Source organism: Streptomyces cadmiisoli (genome assembly GCF_003261055.1).
GTDB lineage: Bacteria > Actinomycetota > Actinomycetes > Streptomycetales > Streptomycetaceae > Streptomyces > Streptomyces cadmiisoli.
In genome coordinates, this window is the sequence record NZ_CP030073.1 from 1,924,108 (window position 1) to 1,946,367 (window position 22,260).

The window sequence follows — 22,260 nt, forward strand, 5'->3', positions numbered from 1 at the left end:
CCGGGGTGCGGCGCGCGGCGCGCGATCCCGGCTTGTAGCATGGTCATCAAGGACTGGAGGATCTCTATGCGCGCCGGGGATGACGCAGACTCCCTAGACCAGGCGACCCAGCAGTTCATGGCAGCGCGCCCCCAGATCTTCGGTATCGCGTACCGCATCCTCGGCAGCGCCGCGGAAGCCGAGGACATCGTCCAGGAAGCGTGGATGCGGTGGCAGAACACCGACCGCACCGACATCCACGAGCCGACGGCGTTCCTGACCACCATCACCACCCGTCTGGCGATCAACTTCGCCCAGTCCGCCCGGGTGCGCCGTGAGTCCTACGTCGGGCCCTGGCTTCCGGAGCCGGTCGACACCCGGGCGGATCCACAGCTGGGCGCGGAGCGGGCGGAGGCCCTGGAACTGGGCATTCTGCTGCTCCTGGAGAAACTCAACCCGGTGGAGCGGGCCGCCTACATCCTGCGGGAAGCCTTCGACTACCCGTACAAGCAGATCGCGGACATGCTGGAGACGAGCGAGGCCAACACGCGCCAGCTGGTGAGCCGGGCCCGCAAGCACCTGTCGGCGGAACGCAAGGGGACGGTCAGCTCCGAGACGCACCGGCGGCTGCTGGAGGCGTTCGTCGCCGCGGCGCAGACCGGCAGCCTCTCGGAACTGGAGCACATCCTGACGGAGGACGTCGTCAGCTATGCCGACGGCGGCGGCATGCGGGGCGCGTCCAAGATCCCGGTGGTCGGGCGCACCCACGTCTCCAAGTACCTCGCCGCCTTCGCGCCGCGCTTCTGGCCCCGGGCGGAGATCCGCTGGGTGGAGGCCAACGGCATGCCGGCCGTCCTGGTCTCGGCCGAGGGGCACCCCGTGGCCCTGCTGTCCGTGGACGTGTCGGAACGCGGCGTGGAACGCATCATGTGGGTGATGAACCCTGCCAAGCTGGAACCGTACGTGGCCTCCCTGGACCGCTGAAGCGGGCCGCGGCGCGCCGGGCGCCCGAGCCCGCGGTGGTGCCGCGGCACCTTTTTTCACCTTCGTGCGGCAGCCGTGTCACACGGGGGACGCCTTCTCGGTCAAGTAGCTAACCAGGACCGGGGACACCCCCATGACGCGACTGTGACGGAGGCACGCAGTGAGCGAGCAGATCCGCCTGCCCAATCTCTCCACCGACAAGGATTTCGACGGGGAGTACTTCGCACCCATCTACACCACGACCGTGACGGTGACCGGCGGGCAGGTCAGTCACGGCCGCGCCTCGGGGCAGGCCCGCTCGAACGACGGAGTCCTCGACATCAACCTGCGCATGCCGTCCGAGCTGGGAGGAGACGGCAGCGGGACCAATCCCGAGCAGTTGTTCGGCGCCGGCTTCGCCGCCTGCTTCCACGGGGCGCTGAGCCTGGTGGCACGGCAGGCCGCGCTCGACCCCTCGGTGATCTCGGTGGACGCGACCGTCGCGTTCGGGCGGGACCCCGAGGACGGCGGATACCTGCTGCGGGTCGACCTCGAGGTCAAGTGGCCGGACGTCGATCCCGAGGTGGCGGCCCTGCTCCTGGACAAGGCCGATTCGCTGTGCCCCTACGCCAGGATGGCCTGGCAGGGCACCCCGACGACCATCACGCTCGTCTCGTAGGGCGGCGGCCGCTCGCGGCCGCCGGTCAGAAGAAGGGGAACCACAGGTCGGCGTCCGCGGCCTCCTCCTTGCGGATGCCGAACCGGGCGATGTCCTTCTTGCCGGAACTCTGAGGCGGCAGCCCGGCGACCAGCCGGTGATCGCCGTCGCGGAGGACCGGCTGTCCGTCCTGCCCCGGCGAGGTCCGGAAGTACTCCGCGTTGACGGCCGCGTAGCCGGCCCACCGCTCCGGCACGTCGTCCTCGTGGAAGATCGCCTCGACCGGGCAGACGGGCTCGCACGCCCGGCAGTCCACGCACTCGTCCGGGTTGATGTAGAGCGTCCGGTTGCCCTCGTAGATGCAGTCCACGGGGCATTCGATGAGGCAGGCCCGGTCCTTGACGTCGACGCAGGACGCCGCGATGACGTACGTCATCCTCTCCTCCTCCGGTCGCGGACGGTGGTCCGGCTGGAGGGTTGACCGGGGAGCCCCCGATGTTGTGACGGACGCCGCCCGGCCTCCCCCGACGAGTACGGTGGTGGCGGAGGACGGGCGTCGGGTTCCGTCCCCGGAGCCGCCTCCGGCCACGGATCCGTCCTCGCGGCGTCCTCGCGTTCGCAGTCCCTCACACAGCGACGGACAGGCCTCGCCGGCACGGACCCGAACGGCACCGAAGGCTGTCACAGATGCCGAGCGGATCCGGTCGTAGTGGGTGACACCATCGGCGATCGGAGTAGACCGTGGCTATCAGTGAACGACGTATATCCACCATGGTGCTGGTCATCGGCACCGGTGGAGCCGGGCTGCGCGCGGCGATCGAACTGGCCGAGGCCGGCGTCGACGTCCTCGCGGTCGGCAAGCGTCCGAAGGAGGACGCCCACACGGCACTCGCGGCCGGCGGGATCAACGCCGCGCTGGCGACGATGGACCCCGAGGACAGCTGGCAGCAGCACGCGGCCGACACGCTGAAGGAGAGCTACCTCCTCGCCGACCCGCGCACCGCGCAGATCGTCACCGAGGGCGCCGCCCGCGGTATCGACGACCTGGAGCGGTACGGCATGGCGTTCGCCCGGGAGAACGACGGCCGGATCTCCCAGCGCTTCTTCGGCGCGCACAAGTTCCGGCGCACGGCCTTCGCCGGGGACTACACCGGTCTGGAGATCCAGCGCACCCTCATCCGGCGCGCGGACCAGCTCGACATCCCCGTGCTGGACGGTGTGTACATCACCCGGCTCCTGGTGCACGACGGCGCCGTCTTCGGTGCCTACGGCTTCGACCTCACCGACGGAACGCGGTACCTGATCCACGCCGACTCGGTGATCCTCGCCGCGGGCGGCCACACCCGTATCTGGCGGCGCACCTCCTCGCGGCGCGACGAGAACACGGGCGACTCGTTCCGTCTGGCCGTGGAGGCCGGAGCACGGCTGCGCGACCCCGAACTGGTCCAGTTCCACCCGTCCGGGATCATCGAGCCGGAGAACGCGGCCGGCACCCTGGTCAGCGAGGCCGCGCGCGGTGAGGGCGGCATCCTGCGCAACGCGCTCGGCGAGCGCTTCATGTCCCGTTACGACCCCGAGCGCATGGAGCTCTCCACCCGCGACCGGGTCGCCCTGGCCTCCTACACGGAGATCAAGGAAGGGCGGGGCACGGCCAACGGCGGCGTGTGGCTCGACGTGTCCCACATCCCGCGGCAGACGATCATGACGCGGCTCCCCCGCGTCTACCAGACGCTGCTGGACCTGCAGATGCTGGACATCACCCGCGATCCGATCGAGATCGCGCCGACCGCGCACTACTCGATGGGCGGCGTGTGGGTGAGCCCCGAGGACCACAGCACCGACGTGCGCGGTCTGTACGCCATCGGTGAGGCGTCCAGCGGTCTGCACGGCGCCAACCGCCTCGGCGGGAACAGCCTCATCGAGTTGCTGGTCTTCGGCCGGATCACGGGCCAGGCGGCGGCCGCGTACTCGGAGTCGCTGACGGCGCAGCCGCGCTCGGCATCCGCCATCGCCGAGGCCCGCGCGGAGATCGACGACCTCCTCGCCGCCGACGGTCCGGAGAACGTCCGCGCCCTGCAGCGCGCCATCCGCAACACCATGACCGAGCACGCGGGCGTGGTCCGCGACGAGGCGGGTCTGCTCGCCGGACTCGCGGAGCTCTCGGCGATCGAGAAGCGGATGGAGGACGTCGGTGTCCACCCGGACATCGCCGGTTTCCAGGACCTCGCGCACGCCTTCGACCTCAAGTCCGCCGCCCTGGCGGCCCGAGCCACGCTGGAGGCGGCGCTGGAGCGGCGCGAGACCCGCGGCTGCCACAACCGCAGCGACTTCCCCGACATGGATCCCGCACTCCAGGTCAACCTGGTGTGGTCGCCGACGACGGGTGTCACCCACGAGAGCATTCCGCCGATCCCCGACGAGATCGCCGCTCTGATGGAGGACGTGTCGACCGAAGGCAAGCTCGTCGAATAGCCACCGCCCAGCACAGGAGCGGTGAGTCCGGCTCCGGGGCCCCTGCCGACGGCAGGGGCCCGCTGTGCTCCCGGCGCACCTCCAGCACTCGAAGGAACACAGGATGACCAGAGCAACCGAGAACCGGATCGATGTCGCGGCCACCGTCGTGTCGCTGGCCGCGGAGGCGACCGAGCTCGAGTCCCACGTCGCGAGGCTGCGCGCGGCACTCGTCGACCTCGACGAGCGGATGACCGCCGTCCACGAGGCCCTGCGCCGTATCTCGTCCGCTTGAACGGCCACCGGTGACCGGCAGCGGCCGGACGTCCCTCCGGCTCCACCGGTCGTCGGCGCACACCACAGCGCACACCACAGGGCGGGGCGGCTTCGTTGCCGCCCCGCCCTGTGCTGTGCGCCCGGTCGTCACACGGACTGCGCCGCCTTGTCGATGATGTCGGCGACGTCCTCGGGGCGGGACACGCTCACCGCGTGCGAGGCCCGGACCTCGACCGTGTACGCCCTCGCCCGCTCGGCCATGAAGTGCTGCGTCTCGGCCGGGATGTTGAGGTCGTCGGCGGCCACCAGGGCCCAGGACGGAACGGTCTGCCAGGCCGGCTCGTCGGAGGGCTCCTCCAGGGCCACGTTGGTCACCGGGCGCTGGGACACCGCCATCAGGGCGGCGACGTCCTCGGAGACGTCCGCGGCGAACTGGTGGGGGAACTTGTCCCGCTCGATGTAGAGGTCCACCGCCTGGGAACCGTCCGCCAGGGTCACCGGAACGGGACGCAGGACCTCGCCCAGCGAGCTGCCCGGGAACTTGCCCGCGAGCTCCAGCGCGCTCTCGCCGTTCGCCGGGACGAACGCCGCGACGTACACGAGCGCCTTGACGTTGTCGGCGCCCCGGGCGGCGTTGGTGATCACCGCTCCGCCGTAGGAGTGCCCGGCGAGGACGACCGGGCCCTCGATGCCGGCGAGGAGCTCCCGGACGTAGGCGGCGTCGTGGCTCAGGCCGCGCAGCGGGTTGGCCGCCGCCACCACCGGATAGCCCTCCTGTTCCAGCTTCTTGACGACGCCGTTCCAGCTGGTGGAGTCGGCGAAAGCGCCATGGACCAGTACGACGGTCGGCTTGTTCTGCATGAGTGGTTCCTTTCGAGGCAAGGGTTCTCGGATGAGCCCGGGTCGGGTCTCAGCGCGTCCGGAGAACGGGTCTCCGGGAGTCGGGGGAGAGCAGGTCTCAGTTCTTGTGGAGCGCGGTGCGCAGGGTGCGCACGGCCAGCTCGATCGCGAACGTCGCTGCCTGCGTCGGCCGCAGGGGGTTGAGCATCATGAAGTCGTGCAGCATGCCGTTGACCCGGACGCTGGTGGTGGGGACGCCGGCCTCGGTGAGCCTGCGGGCGTACGCCTCGCCCTCGTCCCGCAGCACGTCGCTCTCGTCGACGACGACGAGCGCGGGCGGCAGGTCCCGCAGGTCGTCCAGGCTCGCCCGCAGGGGCGAGGCGGTGATCTGCGCGCGCTCGGCCGGGTCGGTGGTGTAGCAGTCCCAGAACCAGGCCATCCCCGCAGCCGTGAGGAACGGGCCGTCCGCGAACTCCCGGTAGCTGCCGGTGTCCTGGCCCGCGTCGGTGACGGGGTAGTAGAGCGACTGGTGCACGAAGGTCACGTCGCCGCGCTGCTTGGCCATGAGGGTCAGCGCCGCGGTCATGTTGCCGCCGACGGAGTCGCCGGCCACGGCTAGGCGCGCGGCGTCCAGACCCTCCTCGGCACCGTTCTCGGTGATCCACCGGGCGGTCGCGTAGGCCTGCTCGATGGCGACCGGGTACCGGGCCTCGGGCGAACGGTCGTACTCCACGAACACGACCGCGGCGTTGGCCCCGGTGGCCAGTTCGCGCACCAGACGGTCGTGGGTCCCGGCGTTGCCGAGGACCCAGCCGCCGCCGTGCATGTAGAGGACGACCGGCAGCGATTTCCCGCCGCCGACGGGCTTGACGATGCGGACCCGCACATCGCCGGCCTCGGCCGGCACCGTGATCCACTTGTCCTGCACGTCCGGCTTCTCGACCGGCGCCGCCTGAAGGTCGTCGAGGACCTTCCGGGCCTTTTCCGGGCCGAGTTCGTACAGGAACGGCGGATTCGCCGTCGCGTCCGCGAGTTCCTGTGCCGCCGGCTCAAGAACGGGCTTTTCCATTCCACACTCCTCGGGTCGGCAGGTATTTTCGCCTGCTCCACTCCCTATGACCGGCGACCCGTGGAATGTGTGACGCGACGCGGAATCACCTGAATCGCAGTTCGTCGAAGAGCATGGAAAAAGAATTCCGGGGGCGGTGAATATGTTTCGGCACGGGCACCCGTCGGGTGCCCGTGCCGAATTCAGTCCCGGTGTCCGCCGGCGATCTCCTGGTACTCCTTGGGGGTCGGCTTGGCGACCTGGCTGCCTTCCCCGTAGAACCACCGGCTCAGCCGGTGGCGCAGCCGCCCGGCAAGGCGTGCTCCGGGATCCGGTGCGGCGGCGGCGCCCGCGGGATCGTCCGGGATCGGCTGGTACTGCTCGTGCTGGGTGAGCACATAGAGCTTCTCGGGAGGCAGCGGTTCGTGCACCTCGACGAACTCACCGTGCGGCAGACGCTTGATGAGGCCGGTCTCGCGACCGTGCAGCACCTCGTCGCGGTCCTTGCGCTGGAGGGCGAGCGCCCAGCGGTACGCCACGGAGTAGGCCAGGACGGGTACGACGAAGATCCCGATGCGCACCGCCCAGGTCACCGACTCCACGGCGAGACCGAGGCGGATGGCGATGATGTCGTTCGCTCCGGCTATCAGCGCCACCAGATAGCAGCTGATCCACGCGACGCCCAGCCCCGTGCGCACCGGGCGGTTGCGCGGCCGGTCGAGTACGTGGTGGTCGCGGTCGTCGCCGGTCACCCAGGCCTCGACGAACGGGTAGACGCCCAGGGACAGGAAGAGGCCGGCGGCGGCCAGCAGCGGGATGAAGTTGTCCAGGGCCAGGGTGTGGCCCCAGAAGGCGATCTCCCAGCCGGGCATGATGCGGATCAGTCCGTCCAGCACGCCCATGTACCAGTCGGGCTGGGAGCCGGCGGAGACCTGGTCGGCGCGGTAGGGGCCGTACAGCCAGACCGGGTTGATCTGGGCGGTCGCGGCGATGGCGAGGATGATGCCGGCCACCAGGAGGAAGAGTCCGCCGGACTTCACGGCGCGCACCTTGAAGGGGATCCCCACGACGTTGCGCTCGGTGCGTCCGGGGCCCGGGTACTGCGTGTGCCGGTGGCGCAGGGCCACGATCAGGTGGGCGGCGAGCAGTCCCACCATCAGGGCCGGGATGATCAGGACGTGCAGCGTGTTGAAGCGCGCGATCAGATCGTCGCCCGGGAACTGTCCTCCGAACAGGAACATCGACAGATACGTGCCGACGACCGGGACGGACAGGATCGTGCCGTTCACGACCATGAGTCCGGTCCCGGAGAGAAGGTCGTCCGGGAGGTCGTATCCGGTCAGGCCGCCGAACATGGCCAGCACCAGCAGCAGGAATCCGAACACCCAGTTGAGTTCGCGGGGCTTGCGGAAGGCACCCGTGAAGAACACCCGCATCATGTGGACGAGCAGGGAGGCGACGAAGATCAGTGCCGCCCAGTGGTGGGCCTGCCGGATCAGCAGGCCGCCGCGGACGTCGAACGAGATGTTCATGGTCGAGTTGAACGCCTCGGACACCAGCTGGCCCTGCAGCGGGGCGTAGCTGCCCTCGTACACCACCTGGTTCATCGACGGATGGAAGAAGAACGACAGATAAACACCCGTGACGACGATGACCACGAAGCTGTAGAGGGAGATCTCGCCCAGCATGAACGACCAATGGTCCGGGAATGCTTTGCGTGCTTTTCCTCTGAGCAGGCTGGGGGCGGTGCCCAATCGGCCGGAGACCCAGGCGGAAACCCTTTCCCCTTTTTCCCCTTGCCGCACTTCGCTTTCCCGACTCCGGTCTCCCATACCCCTACCACCATTCATGAGCGTGCGTGCCGCGACGGAAAGGTCGACGTGTGCGTCACCACCGCGACCGGCTCGGTGGGCCGTGATCCCGGTGGGAGCCCACCCGGAGGGACCGGCCGCGCGACGCGCACGGCTTCGTCGCCGCCGCGCGCCGCCGAGCCGTGGGCACGGGAACGGGCTCGGTCATCGCTGCACTGCAAGAGTCAGCAGCCTTCTGGACTGCCTCCACTCGAATGACCGGGCGTGCGGCGAGAATGTGACAGCGGGGCTCTTGCTCGGCGCGCACGATGTCACAAGATCTGTGCGTACCCGGTCTACCTGATTGAGCCGTAGTGAAAAAGGTGCGTCGAGGGCCCGCATTGTGTGGCGCCGCGGGAGAGGGGAGGATGCGGTATGGACCACGCCGAATCTGTGTCGATCGCGGAGTTGCTCGACGAACGGCGGTATCTGCTCGATGTCGCGTACTGGATGCTGGGCAGCACCGATGAGGCGGAGTGGGTGGTCGGGGAGACCTACCGCCGCTGGTACGCCCTGTCGGACGCGAAGCGCCACGAGATCCCGGCACCCCGCGCGTGGCTGGCGAAGATCGCGGGCGGGATCTGCCTGAACCGGCTCGCCCTGCCCGACCGCGACGTGACCGGCGCGGACGAGGAGCACCTGACCCGGGCCGGGGCCGCCGCGAAGGCGCAGGCCGGGCTGGAGAACGAGGTCAGCCGGGTGCTGCTGGACGCGCTGGACACCCTGTCCCCCGCCGAGCGGGCCGCCTTCGTCCTCAACGATGTGTTCGGGATGACGCTGGACGCGGTCGCCGACATCGTGGGACGCACCGAACCCGAGACCACCGATCTCGCCGACCGGGCCCGCGAGCAACTGCGGGGGCGGCGCTCACGTCCCGTCTCGTCACAGCGCAACGACACCGTCGCCCGTGCCCTGCGCCACGCGTGCGTGACACAGGACGCGGTACTGCTCGCCTCGCTGCTCTGCACCCAGGTCACGGCGTTCTTCGACGGCGGAGGAAAGGTCAGGGCCCTGACCCGGCCGGTGCACGGCCGCGAGCAGGTCGCCCACAGCCTGCTCACCTTCCTGGCCTGCCGCCCGCGCACCGACCTGGCCGTCCAGTCGGTCAACGGCCGCACCGGGCTCGTCGTCCGCTACCACGACCAGGTCGCCGCCGTGATCAGCCTGGACATCGACGACCAGCGGATCACTCAGGTGTGGGTCGTGCTCAACCCGGACAAACTGCGTTCCTGGAACCAGCCGGCGAACCCCGCTCCGGGGGCCCGGCGCAGCCTTTCCTAGCGCGGACGGACAGCCTGCCCCCGGTCCTCCGGTCCTCCCGTCCTCCGGTCCATCGGAAGAAGTTCCGTCGGGGCAGGCGCACCGCATGGGGACCGGCCGAGGCACCGCATGGGGACCGGCCGAGCAGGGCCCGGACGAAGACGGCCCGGACGGACACGGCCTCGACAACGACAAGCGGCACCGGCTTTCCTCCACGTCCCGAAGACGGGGAGGAAAGCCGGTGCCGCAGTCACACACCCTCCGCCGCGACGACAGACGTCACGGTGAAGCGGGAACGCGACGTCAGATACGCCGCTATCTTGCTCGGGTTGAACACCCACATCACCCGGTAGATGCCCTCCCTGGTGGCGGCGATCGTCAGCAGGGTGGTGGGCACGCCGTCCCGGTGGAGCATCACGCCCGTACGGCCGTTGGCCTCCACGAGCTGAAGCTCCACGGTTCGCCAGAACTGCCGGGTGGCTGTCGCCAGGTTGGCGACGCGCGCACTGCCCAGTACCGGTAAGCGCGCGGCGCCGCGCATGCCGTTGCCGTCGGACAGGCTGACGGCGTCGGGGGTGAGCAGCGCCTCCAGTTTCGCCACGTCGCCGGTCCGGGCCGCCGCCACGAAGGCGGTGAGCAGACGCCGGTGTTCCGCCGAGTCCACGGTCCCCCGCTGTTCGTCCGACAGGTGCTTGCGGGCGCGGCTCACTATCTTGCGCACGTTGACGAGGCTGAGCTGGAGGATCTCAGCGATCTCGGGATAGCCGTAGTCGAACGCCTCACGCAGGACGTAGGCGGCACGCTCGGTGGGGTTCAGCTTCTCCAGCAACAGCAGCAGGGCCATCTCCACGGCCTCCGCGCGCTGGGCACCCACCTCGGGATCGGAACTCGTGTCGACCGGTTCGGGCAACCAGGGTCCGATGTAGGTCTCGCGGCGCACACGCGCCGACTGCGCCACGTTGATGGCCAGACGCGTCGTCGTGCTCGAGAGGAAGGCGACCGGGCTGACCACCACGGAGCGGTCCGTCTTCTGCCAGCGCAGCCACACTTCCTGGACGACGTCCTCCGCCTCGACGGCGCTGCCGAGCACACGGTAGGCGATGCCGAAGAGACGTGAGCGGTGCTGCACGAAAACAGAGACTGCCTCATCAAGGTCAGCTGTCGTGGGGGACGGTTCGAGATCCATGATTCTGCGGTCTCCGTTACCTCCGGTTGCAGTTGTCTAGAAGCGGGACCACGCGGCCAGGGCCTGGTGGCGTCCGGCATCGGCGTACGGCGCCGGGACACCCCCGCCGTGGTGCTTCGGACGGTGCGGTGTCGCACAGTCGGTACCGGTGCCGCGGGAACTGTGATCACTGAAAGTCACGGCTGCTCCAATCGCATCTGCTCCATAGACCGGGATCACCCCGTTCTCGTGACACCTTCGAGGTAAAAAGGTGCAGCCGGACGGTGGCAGTGATCCGCCGACACCCCGGAAGACCGTGTTTCCTTGGCCGCACGGCCTGACAACTTGTGCTCCTGCCGCCCCCGACCAAAGGCGCACGGGGTAACGAATCACCCGTGAAGGTCGACCGGCAGTGCGTGATTGTTATCAACAGGTGCCATTGAAGCGTTGACATGTTGTTGAAATCGATGAATGCGCCATACGGCGTGCGGACACGGTGTGATCCCCCTCTCATCGGGTCGCCAACGGCGCCGAGAGGGGGTGTCACAGCCCGCGGAGGTACCGCGCCGTCACGATGCGTGTCAGGGGGCCCGCTCGTCCCCGGCCGGCCGGGCCGCACCGTCGCCGGTGGCACCCGTGGGCGAGGGCGTCGCCGGACCGGGGCCTGCGACGGGCCGGGCCCGCCGGTTCCAGGTGCGCAGCTTGTCGGGGTTGAGGACCGCCCACACCTGGCTGATCTCACGATCGGAGACGTCGATGCTGATCACGGTGACGACCTGGCCGTCGTAGCGCACGACCAGACCGGTGCGGCCGTTGACGAGCTGATTGGTCAGCGCGGTGCGCGTGCGCCCGGCCAGGAACGTGAGCAGGCTGTGGGCGACCTCGGGCCGGCCGTGCACGGGCCTGATCAGGGCCCTGAGCTTCCCCCCGCCGTCGAAGAACGCCGTGACGTTCGGGCACAGCAGCGACGCGAGCAGCACCCCGTCCTGCGTCAGACAGGCCTGGCGCAGGGCACGGGCGACGGTGTCGTGCCGCTGTGCCGAGGCGGAGTGATCACCCTGTCCCCGCAGCCGCTCGTGGACGAGATCGGCGAACACCGGGCGCCCGGCTCCCACCCGTCCGGCGACGGCGGCGATCGTTCCCGTCGTCGTCCCGAGCACGTGGTCGGTCCCGGCCGCCCGGGTGCCGCCTTCGAGGCGGTCGGGCCGGACGAGAAGCTCCAGACAGATCGCGCCCGCGGTCCGTTCGAGCCAGGCCCGGGGCGCCGCGATCCGGTCGCGCACCGCGTCCGGCAGCGCGTACCACCGGCGGTAGGTCTCGTCGACCGCCCACTCCGCCTCACCGCCGCCGCCCAGCAGCCGGCGGGCGACGTCCAGCAGATACCGCCGTTCGTCCACCAACTCCGTGATCGAAACGGCTTCAGCGTGGTCCATTCGGCCACCTCCCCTCTCCCGCGGCACGGCCGCCGCGGGACTCGTCCGGTGACGGGGTCCGGCCCGGTGCGACACCGGTTCTCCCCTGCCGGTGCCGCTCTCCCCTGCCGGTCCCGCTCAGGTCCTCGGCGGACCCGCTCAGTACGAAGGGAGTCGTCGGCATTGGACGAACTGGCGCACGGCTCCCTCCTTTTCTGTCGGCTTGTCAGCTAGACCGGCGACCGGTGGAAGGTGTGACACCGATCGCCGACCGACCGCCGTCACAGCTTCAACGGCTGTTCGGTCAGTGCGGGTGAGGCGCGTCCGGTCCTCACTGCCCGTGCGCGCCCGCCCCGGTTGTACGACGACAGACCTGAGCCGCAGAGAGACACCTCATGCCTTCAGAGCACGACGAACACCCCGACCCCGCCGCCGAGAGCGTGTCCCTGGCGGCCGAGGCCGCCGTGCTGGAGGCCCACCTCCGCATGCTTCAGGAGGCGCTGGAAACGGTCGACGCGCGCATCAAGGCGGTCTCCGACACCCTGCGCGTGCTGCGCCACGCGTCCGCCGCCTCCGCCCACGCCGCGGACGATCCCGATCGGCGCGCGCGGTCCGACCGCGACGACGTCGGCGGCCCCGGCGGCCCCGGCAGCCCCGGCGTCCACGGCGGACAGTGGCAATAGACGGTGTGACCGGCCGGCTGGACGCCTGCCGGGCGCCGGCCCGGCGTGCTCGGTGCGTCTCCGGCCGCCCGGTGTCCGGCGGCCGGAGCGGCACCCTCCGACAGGAGCGACTCTCCCTACCTGTCCCTGCCTCTCCCCCGCCTCTCTCACACCCTCTCCCCCACCGGTCCCACCGGCTCCGCACAGCCCGCCGGCATCGCGGTGACCTGCTCCGAAGCGTCACTGCATATGATGTCGGTGGGGGAACGCGTTCCCACGTTCAGGCCGAGTGGCGCCGTACATGAGCCGGGCGCGGCACAAGGGGTTGAGGATGAGAGGAACACATGGTCTCTGGAACCCAGACAGCGCGTAGCATCGAGATCACCGCCGAGAGTCTTCAAGAGGACCTGGCCCGCCTCCAGCTCCAGAAGCAGGCGCTGGAAAGGGAACTGGCCGCGGTCGTGGCGCATCTCGGCTCCGTGCAGCGGGCCCTCAGCGCTCTCGAGACCCTGATGCTGAAGCAGGACGCGGCCGCCCCGAAGGGTACGGCCGGGACCGGTGAGCGGGACCGGGCCGCGGCGTCCACCGACGAACCGTCCGGCAGTGACATCCCGGAAGCCTCCGATCTCACGGCGAACACGGCACCGCGGCCCCGGAAGCCGCAGAGCGGCGAGGACGGCGAACCCGCGGCCGACACCGACGCGGCCGGGCAGAAGACGTACGGCAGGCTCACCGAGCAGATCATGGAGTACTTCGACGGTGTCGGCGACGTCGACGTACGGGCCCGCGACGTCGCGGCGGCCCTCGGACGTGACACGGACAGTGGCAGCATCAACGGTGTCCGCAGCACCCTCGACCGCCTGGTCGGCAGCTCGCGCATCCGGCGGACCGGCCGGGGCCTGTACCGCGCCAAGCGTTCCTAGCGCCTGCGTCACGACCGGGGCCAGGACCAGGGCCCGTGCCCGCGTCACGACGACGTTCCGGCAGGTCGCGGCGGGTCGACAGGCCCGAGGCCTGTGGTTCCCGGACGCCGCTCAACGGGGGATCAGACGGCGTCCGGGAAACCGCACCTGCGGGCTCTAGTCGCAGGCATGGTGTTCCGGACACCCTTCACGGGGTTGTTGCTCAGTGCCCGAAACACTGTGTTCACAGTATCAAACGTCCTACTGCCCCGTCGGGCCTGTCCGTCCCGGCCGCCTCGCCCCACAACAGTGTTACGTTGGCCTAAACAACGTTCGCGATGAGCACGACGCACAGCCCGAGCATCATCGTGGTGATCAGTGCCATCGACAGCATGGTCCCCCGCAGCCACCGCCCGAAGCGGACATGGTGCTGCTCCTCCACGACGCTGATGCTGTCGGCGATGTGGTCGGTCACCATGCGGGCCACATGCCGCTGCTCGTCGAGATACCACCGTTCGATGTCGTTCTTCTGTTCCGGGTTCAGACCCCGCACCCCCGCGACGAACTCGGACACCCGTCTGTGCGCTGCCTTCAGATGCGCTTCCCGGTACAGGAAGTTCTCGATGTCGGTCAGGCCGCGTGCGGCCTCCTGACGCGCGTCCATGTGTACTCCGAGAGAGGAACGAGAACGGGGACGGGGAGCCCGGTCGCCGCGTTGCGGAATCCCCTTTGACACCAGATCGACCGGATACGACGACCGCGTGTGACACCCCCGCCCCCGGGTCCGCCCCGGTGTTCCCACCGCCGCTACGCCGCGACGACGTCCGCCGCGGGCTCCTCGAACTGCGTGCGGTACAGCTCCGCGTAGCGTCCGCCGGCCGCCAACAGCACCTCGTGCGTCCCCCGTTCCACGATGCGTCCCTCTTCGAGGACCAGGATCAGGTCGGCGGCGCGCACGGTGGACAGCCGGTGGGCGATGACGACGGCGGTACGCCCCTGAAGGGCCTCGGCGAGGGCTTCCTGGAGGGCCGCCTCCGACGTGTTGTCCAGATGGGCGGTGGCCTCGTCGAGGATGACGACGCGCTGGCGGGCCAGCAGGAGCCGGGCGACGGTCATGCGCTGTCGTTCCCCGCCCGACAGGCGGTAGCCGCGCTCGCCGACCACCGTGTCGAGGCCGTCGGGCAGGGCGCGTACGAGGTCGTCGAGGCGGGCCCGGCGCAGGGCGTCCCACAGCTCGTCGTCGGTCGCGCCGGGGCGGGCGTGCCGCAGGTTGGCGCCGACCGTGTCGTGGAACAGGTGTCCGTCCTGGGTGACCATGCCGAGGGTGGCGCGCAGCGAGTCGGCGGTCAGGTCGCGTACGTCGACGCCGCCGACGCGCACGGCGCCCTCGTCGACGTCGTACAGGCGCGGCAGCAGCTGGGCGACGGTGGACTTGCCCGCGCCGGAGGAGCCGACGAGGGCGACGGTCTGCCCGGCCTCGGCGCGGAAGGAGATGCCATGCAGGACCTCGGTGCCGCCCCGGGTGTCGAGGGACGCCACCTCCTCCAGTGAGGCGAGGGAGACCTTGTCGGCGGCGGGGTAGCCGAAGCGCACGTCGTGGAACTCCACCGGCACCGGGCCCTCGGGCACCTCTACGGCGTCCGGTTTCTGGGAGATGAGCGGCTTCAGGTCGAGCACCTCGAAGACGCGCTCGAAGCTGACCAGGGCGCTCATCACCTCCACACGCGCTCCGGCGAGCGCGGTGAGCGGCGCGTACAGCCGGGTCAGCAGCAGGGCGAGGGCGACGACCGCGCCGGGGTCCAGGGCGCCGCGCAGGGCGAGCCGCCCGCCGATGCCGTAGACCAGGGCCAGCGCGAGGGCCGACACGAGGGTGAGCGCGGTGATGAACGCCGACTGGGCGGTCGCCGTGCGGATGCCGATGTCGGCGACGCGGCGGGCGCGGGCGGCGAACTCCGCCGACTCGTCCTCGGGCCGGCCGAAGAGTTTCACGAGGGTGGCGCCCGGGGCGGAGAAGCGCTCCGTCATACGGGTGCCCATGGCGGCGTTCAGTGTCGCCGCCTCCCGCTGCATCCGGGCCATCCGGCGGCCCATCCGCCGGGCGGGCACCACGAACACCGGCAGCAGCACCAGCGCGAGGAGGGTGACCTGCCAGGACAGGGTGAGCATCACGGCCAGCGTGAGCACCAGCGTGACGAGGTTGCTGACCACACCGGACAGGGTGTTGCTGAAGGCCCGCTGCGCGCCGATGACGTCGTTGTTGAGCCGGCTGACGAGCGCCCCCGTCCGGGTGCGGGTGAAGAACGCGACCGGCATGCGCTGCACATGGTCGAACACGGCCGTGCGCAGATCGAGGATGAGTCCCTCGCCCAGGGTCGCCGAGAGCCGCCTGCCGAGGATGCCGAGCGCCGCCTCCACGACCGCGATCAGCGCGATCAGCAGGGCGAGCCGCACGACGGTCCCCTCGTCGCCGCCGGACACGATCGCGTCCACGACACGGCCGGCCAGCACGGGGGTCGCGACGGCGAGCAGCGCGGTGGCCACGCCCAGCAGGACGAACAGGGCGATGCGGCGGCGGTGCGGGCGGGCGAACGTGCCGATGCGGCGCAGTGTGGCGCGGGCGAAGGGGCGGCGTTCCTGCTCGGCGTTCATGACGCTGTGCAGCTGCGTCCAGGCCGTGGTCTCCATACTCATACAGGCGAACATAGGACCTCAACCTTTCTTTAGGTCAACGGGAGGGCGCGAAGCCCGCCCGCTTCCCGTACGTAAGCCGCCGTCCCCGCTGCCGCAACCCGCAGTTGAGACGGCACGGAGAGCCTCTTCGAATGTGACAGCGGTACGACTTCCCCAGGCGCGGTCCACCGGGCGCCTCCCTCTGCGGGCGATCCTCGGCCTGCTCCCGCTCGCCGTGGTGGCCTTTCTCGCGGTGCGGCACCGTGACGTGCTCACCCAGGGCTTCCACCATCTGACGACCGCCCGGTGGCCCTGGCTGCTGGCCGCGGGCGCCGCCACCTGCATGACCTGGGTGGCAGCGGCGGTCACCCGGCAGGGCGCGGTCGTCGAGCGGCTGCCGGGCTTCCGCCTGCTGGTCACGCAGGTCGCCGCGATGGCGGCCAACCACATCCTGCCCACCGGCGTGGGGGCGTCGGCGGTCAATCTCCGCTTCATGACCGTGTGCGGGCTGCCGCTGGCCCGCTCCTCGGCCGCCCTGGCGCTCTATCTGCTCGCGGAGAGCGTCGCCCGGGTCGGCCTGCTGGTCACGCTGCTGGTGGTCTTCCCCGGCGCGCTGCGCCCCGGCACGCTGCTGCCGGACGGTGCGGCCGGTCCGCTGCTGCTCGGGCTCGGCGTGGTGGTGCTGGTCGCCGCGGCGGTGCTGCTGCTGGTCCGGCGGCTGCGCCGGGCCCTCGGGTCCTTCCTGCGCACGGCGCTGGGCGAGGCCCGCTCGGTGCACACGCGTCCCGCCCGGGCGCTGGCGCTGTGGGGCGGTTCGCTGGCGTTCCCCGCGTTGCAGGCGACCGGGCTGGTCGCGGTGGGGCGGGCGCTGGGCCTGGACATCCCGCTGTGGCACATGGCGGTCGCGTATCTGGCCGCGACCGTCGCCGTGGCGGTGGTGCCCACCCCGGGCGGGCTCGGCTCGGTGGAGGCGGCGCTGATCGTGGCGCTGGTCGCGGCGGGCGGTCCGGTGGCGGTGGCGACGGCGGTGGTGCTGGCGTACCGGATCATCACGGTGTGGCTGCCGCTGCTGCCGGGGGCGCTGACGCTGGGTGCGCTGGTGCGGCTGAAGGTGATCTGAGGGGCCCGCGCTTCGACGGTCCTCGCGCCGGCCGTGACGGGCGGCACCTCCGCGGGACCGGACCGCCGGGCCCGCCCTCTTGATCGAACGTGCCGGGTCCACGGTGCGCGCCGCGCGGGTAACGTGCTGCGTCCGACGTACGGAAGGGATGCCAGCATGCCGGTCCGCATCGAGCGGCGGGGGCCCGTCACCACCGTCGTTCTGTCCCGTCCCGAGGTCCGCAACGCCGTGGACGGCCCGACGGCGGCCGAACTCGCCGCCGCCTTCCGCGCCTTCGATTCGGACGACGACGCCCGGGTGGCGGTCCTGTGGGGTGAGGGCGGCACGTTCTGCGCGGGCGCCGACCTGAAGGCGCTCGGCACGGAGCGGGGCAACGCCGTCACACCGGACGGCGACGGTCCGATGGGGCCGACGCGGATGCGGCTGTCGAAGCCGGTGATCGCCGCGGTGGCCGGACATGCCGTCGCCGGAGGGCTGGAGTTGGCCCTGTGGTGCGATCTGCGGGTCGTGGAGGAGGACGCCGTCCTCGGGGTGTTCTGCCGCCGCTGGGGCGTCCCGCTGATCGACGGCGGTACGGTGCGGCTGCCCCGGCTGATCGGTACGAGCCGCGCCCTGGACATGATCCTCACGGGCCGGCCGGTGCTCGCCGGCGAGGCCCTGGAGACGGGCCTCGCCAACCGTGTGGTGCCCACCGGCACCGCCCGCGCCGCGGCCGAGGAACTGGCCGCGGAGATCGCCCGCTTCCCGCAGGACTGCCTGCGCTCCGACCGTGCCTCCGTGCTGGACCAGGAGGGGCTGGACGAGGCGGCGGCCATGCGCGGCGAACTCCGGTACGGCACAGGGGTGCTGGCGCAGAGCATCGAGGGCGCGGCCCGGTTCGTCTCGGGTGCCGGGCGGCACGGCACGTTCTCCGAGGGCTGAGTCGGGCACCCGGGGCGGTGGAGCGGGCCGATCGGCTGGATCGCGGTGGGCCGGGTGGCCCGTGTGACGGTGCTGTTCTGCCTGCCGCGGTCGTCGCCGGTGACCCTCGACACGATGAACTACACCTCGGTCGCCCTGCTCGTCGTACTCGTCCTCGCCACCGCGTGGTGGTTCGTGGCCCGCCGTTCGTACGGAACGCCCACGACCGCCGCGTACGGAACCGAGCGCGAACAGGCTGAACCGGCCGAGGAGATCGTCCGACCGGCTGCGCCCCGCCGCCGGTCCCGGTACGAACTGACGTGCCGGATACGGCAGGATGAGCGCTCGCGCCGGGTCACGACGCCCGTGACGGCCGGCGCGACCGCACACCCCGGAAACGAGCAGGTGACCACGTGACGAGACTTCAGATCCGGCCTCCGGCGGCCACGCACGCCGACGACCGTCTTCGCGGGGGTGACCGGTGACCCGTACGCCGACCCTGGACGACTTCGTCATCGCCGGAATCGCCCTGGCCGCGGGACTGCTGGCGGCGTTCCTGCTGCGCATGCTGATGCGCTGGCTGGGCAAGCACGCCGACCGCACCCGCTGGAGCGGCGACGACGTCCTCGTGGACGCGCTGCGGATCGTGGTGCCGTGGGCCGCGATCGTGGGCGGCGCGGCGTCCGCCGGGGCCGCGCTGCCGCTGACCAGAACGGTCCAGCACCACGTCAACCAGTCCCTGACGGTGCTGTTCATCCTGGTGGTGACGGTGGCCGCGGCGCGGGTCGTCGCCGGTCTGGTGCGGTCGGTGACCCAGTCCCGCTCGGGTGTCGCCGCCTCGGCGTCGATCTTCGTCAACATCACCCGGGTCGTGGTCCTCGCGATCGGCTTCCTGGTGATGCTCCAGACACTGGGCATCTCCATAGCCCCGCTGCTCACCGCGCTCGGTGTCGGCGGTCTGGCCGTCGCGCTCGCGCTTCAGGACACCCTCGCCAACCTCTTCGCGGGCATCCACATCCTCGCGTCGAAGACCGTGCAGCCCGGCGACTACATCCGGCTGAGCAGCGGCGAGGAGGGCTACGTCACGGACATCAACTGGCGGCAGACCACCATCCGCAACCTCTCCAACAACCTGGTCATCATCCCCAACGGGCAGCTCGCGGGGACCAACATGACCAACTTCAACCGTCCCGAGCAGCAGTTGACGATCCTGGTCCAGGCGGGCGTCGCCTACGACAGCGACCTCGACCACGTCGAGCGGGTGACCACGGAGGTCATCACCGAGGTGATGACGGAGATCACCGGGGCGGTCCCGGACCACGAGCCCGCGGTCCGCTTCCACACCTTCGGCGACTCCCGGATCGGCTTCACGATCATCCTGGGCGTCGGCGAGTTCAGCGACCAGTACCGGATCAAGCACGAGTTCATCAAGCGCCTGCACCGGCGCTACCGCGCCGAGGGCATCCGCATCCCGGCGCCGACCCGGACGGTCGCGCTCCAGCAGGGCGTCGTGGCGATCCCGCAGCAGCGGGGCGCCGAGGAGGCGAACGCGGTGCCCGCCATCCACCTGGACTGACACCCCGGAACCGCCGCACCCGGATGACGGAGGGCACCCGGTCCGTCACCCCGGGTGCGGCGCCGGCCGGGGCCGTCCCCGCGGCGCCGTCCCGCGCGCCGGGCCTCTCACCGCGCGGGACGGCGGGAGCCGGGCGCCGCGGGCCCGGATCCGTGAGGACCCCTGTCGAGACCGCCCCGCTCACGAGATATCTTGATGTCGAGCAATGTTGCAGACGTGGAGCGGAGCACCCGGTGACTGACTCGACCATCATCTATACGCACACTGACGAGGCCCCGGCCCTGGCGACGTATTCCTTCCTGCCGGTGGTCCGGGCGTACGCGTCGCAGGCGGGTGTCGACGTGGAGACGCGCGACATCTCGCTGGCGGGCCGCATCATCGCGGTGTTCCCGGAGTACCTGGAGGAGGGGCAGCGCATCCCGGACGCCCTGGCCGAGCTCGGCGAGCTGGCCAAGACGCCCGAGGCCAACATCATCAAGCTGCCGAACATCTCGGCCTCCATCCCGCAGCTGAAGGCCGCGGTCGCCGAGCTCCAGGGCCAGGGCTACGCGCTGCCCGCCTACCCGGACGACCCGAAGACCGACGAGGAGCGCGACATCCGCGCCCGCTACGACAAGGTCAAGGGTTCCGCCGTGAACCCGGTCCTGCGCGAGGGCAACTCCGACCGCCGTGCCCCGGCGTCGGTCAAGAACTACGCCAAGACCCACCCGCACCGCATGGGCGCCTGGAGCCCGGAGTCGAAGACGAACGTCGCGACCATGGGTGTCGACGACTTCCGCTCCACCGAGAAGTCCGCGGTGATCTCCGAGGCCGGCTCGCTCCGAATCGAGCTCAAGGGCGACGACGGCTCCACCACGGTGCTGCGCGAGTCCGTGCCCGTCCTGGCGGGCGAGGTCGTCGACGCCTCCGTGATGCGCGTGGGCGCGCTGCGCGAGTTCCTCACCGCGCAGGTCGCCAGGGCCAAGGCCGAGGGTGTGCTGTTCTCCGTGCACCTGAAGGCCACGATGATGAAGGTCTCCGACCCGATCGTCTTCGGCCATGTCGTCCGCGCCTTCTTCCCGAAGACCTTCGCGCAGTACGGCGACAAGCTCGCCGCGGCCGGCCTGACCCCGAACGACGGTCTGGGCGGCATCTACAAGGGCCTGGAGGCCCTGCCCGAGGGCGCCGAGATCAAGGCCTCCTTCGACGCCGAGCTCGCCGAGGGTCCCGCCCTGGCGATGGTCGACTCGGACAAGGGCATCACCAACCTGCACGTCCCCTCCGACGTCATCGTCGACGCCTCCATGCCGGCCATGATCCGCACCTCCGGTCACATGTGGGGCCCGGACGGCCAGGAGGCCGACACCCTCGCGGTGCTGCCGGACAGCAGCTACGCGGGCGTCTACCAGGCCGTGCTCGACGACTGCCGCGCCAACGGCGCCTACGACCCGTCCACCATGGGCTCGGTCCCGAACGTCGGTCTGATGGCGCAGAAGGCCGAGGAGTACGGCAGCCACGACAAGACCTTCGAGATCCCGGTCACGGGCACCGTCCGCATCGTGGACGAGGCCGGCGACGCCGTGATCGAGCAGACCGTCTCCGCCGGTGACATCTTCCGCGCCTGCCAGACCAAGGACGCCCCGATCAAGGACTGGGTGAAGCTGGCCGTCACCCGCGCCCGCGCCACCGGCGACCCGGCGGTGTTCTGGCTGGACGCCACCCGCGCCCACGACGCCAACCTGATCGAGAAGGTCAACCAGTACCTCCCGGAGCACGACACCGAGGGCCTGGACATCCGGATCCTCGCCCCCGTCGAGGCCACCAAGCTGTCGGTGGAGCGCATCCGGCGCGGCGAGAACACCATCTCCGTCACCGGCAACGTGCTGCGCGACTACCTGACCGACCTGTTCCCGATCCTGGAGCTGGGCACCAGCGCCAAGATGCTGTCGGTCGTCCCGCTGATGGCGGGCGGCGGCCTGTTCGAGACGGGCGCCGGCGGCAGCGCGCCCAAGCACGTCCAGCAGCTGGTCAAGGAGGACTACCTGCGCTGGGACTCCCTCGGTGAGTTCTTCGCCCTGGTGCCGTCCTTCGAGCAGTACGCCGAGACCACCGGCAACACGCGCGCCCAGGTCCTCGCCGACACCCTCGACCGCGCCACGGCGACCTTCCTCGACGAGGACAAGTCCCCGACCCGTCGTGTCGGCGGCATCGACAACCGCGGCAGCCACTTCTTCCTGTCCCTGTACTGGGCGCAGGAGCTGGCCCGTCAGACCGACGACGCCGAGCTGGCCAAGGCCTTCGCGCCGCTCGCCGAGACGCTCACCGCCAACGAGCAGAAGATCGTCGACGAGCTGATCGCCGCCCAGGGCAAGCCGGCCGACATCGGCGGCTACTACCAGCCCGACCCGGCCAAGGCCGCCGCCGTGATGCGTCCCTCGGCCACCTGGAACGAGACGCTCGCCTCCCTGAGCTGACGCCTCGGCCCCAGGGCCCGCTCCCCGTCTCCGCCCCGACCGGCACACCGCCCGGCCGGGGCGGAGCCGTGTGCG

Annotated in this window: 18 protein-coding genes and 2 pseudogenes; 12 read left to right on the plus strand and 8 right to left on the minus strand. The window is 70.7% G+C overall.

Features of this window, described 5'->3' with window-relative positions; all coding sequences use genetic code 11:
• The first annotated feature begins 66 nt into the window (after window positions 1-66).
• Window positions 67-963 (plus strand): RNA polymerase sigma-70 factor, encoded by an 897-nt coding sequence (locus tag DN051_RS07940; protein WP_112438375.1) that lies wholly within the window; start codon window positions 67-69, stop codon window positions 961-963.
• 160 nt (window positions 964-1,123) lie between these two features.
• Window positions 1,124-1,621, plus strand: coding sequence for an Ohr family peroxiredoxin (locus tag DN051_RS07945; RefSeq protein ID WP_053762532.1), 498 nt, complete (start codon window positions 1,124-1,126; stop codon window positions 1,619-1,621).
• Window positions 1,622-1,727: 106 nt separating this feature from the next.
• Here the strand turns inward: DN051_RS07945 and fdxA are convergent.
• A pseudogene (gene fdxA / locus DN051_RS07950) lies at window positions 1,728-2,036 on the minus strand (ferredoxin); the annotation flags it as partial.
• A 335-nt stretch (window positions 2,037-2,371) separates the two neighbouring features.
• On the opposite strand from fdxA, the gene DN051_RS07955 reads away from it, so the two are divergent.
• Both DN051_RS07955 and DN051_RS44975 read left to right on the plus strand, forming a co-directional pair.
• The gene (locus DN051_RS07955) at window positions 2,372-4,072 is read left to right on the plus strand and encodes an L-aspartate oxidase (RefSeq protein ID WP_053762531.1); all 1,701 of its coding nucleotides are present in this window, start codon (window positions 2,372-2,374) and stop codon (window positions 4,070-4,072) included.
• Between the two features lie 103 nt (window positions 4,073-4,175).
• The gene (locus DN051_RS44975; protein ID WP_159054233.1) at window positions 4,176-4,346 is read left to right on the plus strand and encodes a hypothetical protein; all 171 of its coding nucleotides are present in this window, start codon (window positions 4,176-4,178) and stop codon (window positions 4,344-4,346) included.
• 128 nt (window positions 4,347-4,474) lie between these two features.
• On the opposite strand, the gene DN051_RS07960 is transcribed toward DN051_RS44975, so the two are convergent.
• The 3 genes from DN051_RS07960 to qcrB all read right to left on the minus strand — a co-directional run bounded on the left by DN051_RS07960 (window position 4,475) and on the right by qcrB (window position 8,047).
• Window positions 4,475-5,188: an alpha/beta fold hydrolase gene (locus DN051_RS07960; RefSeq protein ID WP_053762530.1), complete on the minus strand. Its 714-nt coding sequence runs from the start codon at window positions 5,186-5,188 to the stop codon at window positions 4,475-4,477.
• A 97-nt stretch (window positions 5,189-5,285) separates the two neighbouring features.
• Window positions 5,286-6,236, minus strand: a complete 951-nt coding sequence (locus DN051_RS07965) for an alpha/beta hydrolase (RefSeq protein ID WP_112438377.1) — start codon at window positions 6,234-6,236, stop codon at window positions 5,286-5,288.
• A 182-nt stretch (window positions 6,237-6,418) separates the two neighbouring features.
• The gene (gene qcrB, locus DN051_RS07970; RefSeq protein ID WP_112438378.1) at window positions 6,419-8,047 is read right to left on the minus strand and encodes a cytochrome bc1 complex cytochrome b subunit; all 1,629 of its coding nucleotides are present in this window, start codon (window positions 8,045-8,047) and stop codon (window positions 6,419-6,421) included.
• A 393-nt stretch (window positions 8,048-8,440) separates the two neighbouring features.
• Here qcrB and DN051_RS07975 point away from each other — a divergent pair, with 393 nt between their 5' ends.
• Window positions 8,441-9,346 (plus strand): sigma factor-like helix-turn-helix DNA-binding protein, encoded by a 906-nt coding sequence (locus tag DN051_RS07975; protein ID WP_112438379.1) that lies wholly within the window; start codon window positions 8,441-8,443, stop codon window positions 9,344-9,346.
• A gap of 229 nt (window positions 9,347-9,575) precedes the next feature.
• Here DN051_RS07975 and DN051_RS07980 read toward each other — a convergent pair whose 3' ends face one another.
• Both DN051_RS07980 and DN051_RS07985 read right to left on the minus strand, forming a co-directional pair.
• Entirely contained in the window at window positions 9,576-10,511 is a 936-nt protein-coding gene (locus DN051_RS07980; RefSeq protein ID WP_053762526.1) for an RNA polymerase sigma-70 factor, read from the minus strand.
• Between the two features lie 560 nt (window positions 10,512-11,071).
• Window positions 11,072-11,923, minus strand: coding sequence for a sigma-70 family RNA polymerase sigma factor family protein (locus tag DN051_RS07985; RefSeq protein WP_199314904.1), 852 nt, complete (start codon window positions 11,921-11,923; stop codon window positions 11,072-11,074).
• 374 nt (window positions 11,924-12,297) lie between these two features.
• Here DN051_RS07985 and DN051_RS07990 point away from each other — a divergent pair, with 374 nt between their 5' ends.
• Together DN051_RS07990 and DN051_RS07995 are read left to right on the plus strand one after the other, a co-directional pair.
• Window positions 12,298-12,585, plus strand: a complete 288-nt coding sequence (locus tag DN051_RS07990; RefSeq protein ID WP_053762525.1) for a hypothetical protein — start codon at window positions 12,298-12,300, stop codon at window positions 12,583-12,585.
• Window positions 12,586-12,908: 323 nt separating this feature from the next.
• Window positions 12,909-13,487, plus strand: coding sequence for a hypothetical protein (locus DN051_RS07995; protein WP_053762524.1), 579 nt, complete (start codon window positions 12,909-12,911; stop codon window positions 13,485-13,487).
• A 301-nt stretch (window positions 13,488-13,788) separates the two neighbouring features.
• Here DN051_RS07995 and DN051_RS08000 read toward each other — a convergent pair whose 3' ends face one another.
• Both DN051_RS08000 and DN051_RS08005 read right to left on the minus strand, forming a co-directional pair.
• Window positions 13,789-14,130, minus strand: coding sequence for a hypothetical protein (locus tag DN051_RS08000; RefSeq protein ID WP_053762523.1), 342 nt, complete (start codon window positions 14,128-14,130; stop codon window positions 13,789-13,791).
• 143 nt (window positions 14,131-14,273) lie between these two features.
• Window positions 14,274-16,157, minus strand: coding sequence for an ABC transporter ATP-binding protein (locus tag DN051_RS08005; RefSeq protein ID WP_162624892.1), 1,884 nt, complete (start codon window positions 16,155-16,157; stop codon window positions 14,274-14,276).
• 133 nt (window positions 16,158-16,290) lie between these two features.
• Between DN051_RS08005 and DN051_RS08010 the strand changes: the two genes are divergently transcribed.
• The 5 genes and pseudogenes from DN051_RS08010 (at window position 16,291) to DN051_RS08030 (ending at window position 22,185) form a co-directional block, all read left to right on the plus strand.
• Window positions 16,291-17,256 (plus strand): lysylphosphatidylglycerol synthase domain-containing protein, encoded by a 966-nt coding sequence (locus DN051_RS08010; RefSeq protein WP_112438381.1) that lies wholly within the window; start codon window positions 16,291-16,293, stop codon window positions 17,254-17,256.
• Between the two features lie 156 nt (window positions 17,257-17,412).
• Window positions 17,413-18,177: a crotonase/enoyl-CoA hydratase family protein gene (locus DN051_RS08015; RefSeq protein ID WP_053762521.1), complete on the plus strand. Its 765-nt coding sequence runs from the start codon at window positions 17,413-17,415 to the stop codon at window positions 18,175-18,177.
• 12 nt (window positions 18,178-18,189) lie between these two features.
• Window positions 18,190-18,435 (plus strand): annotated as a pseudogene (locus DN051_RS08020) (amino acid permease); the annotation flags it as partial.
• 202 nt (window positions 18,436-18,637) lie between these two features.
• Complete coding sequence (locus DN051_RS08025; protein WP_112438382.1) at window positions 18,638-19,732, plus strand: mechanosensitive ion channel family protein; 1,095 nt, start codon at window positions 18,638-18,640, stop codon at window positions 19,730-19,732.
• Between the two features lie 233 nt (window positions 19,733-19,965).
• Window positions 19,966-22,185: an NADP-dependent isocitrate dehydrogenase gene (locus tag DN051_RS08030; RefSeq protein ID WP_053762518.1), complete on the plus strand. Its 2,220-nt coding sequence runs from the start codon at window positions 19,966-19,968 to the stop codon at window positions 22,183-22,185.
• Window positions 22,186-22,260: the final 75 nt, after the last annotated feature.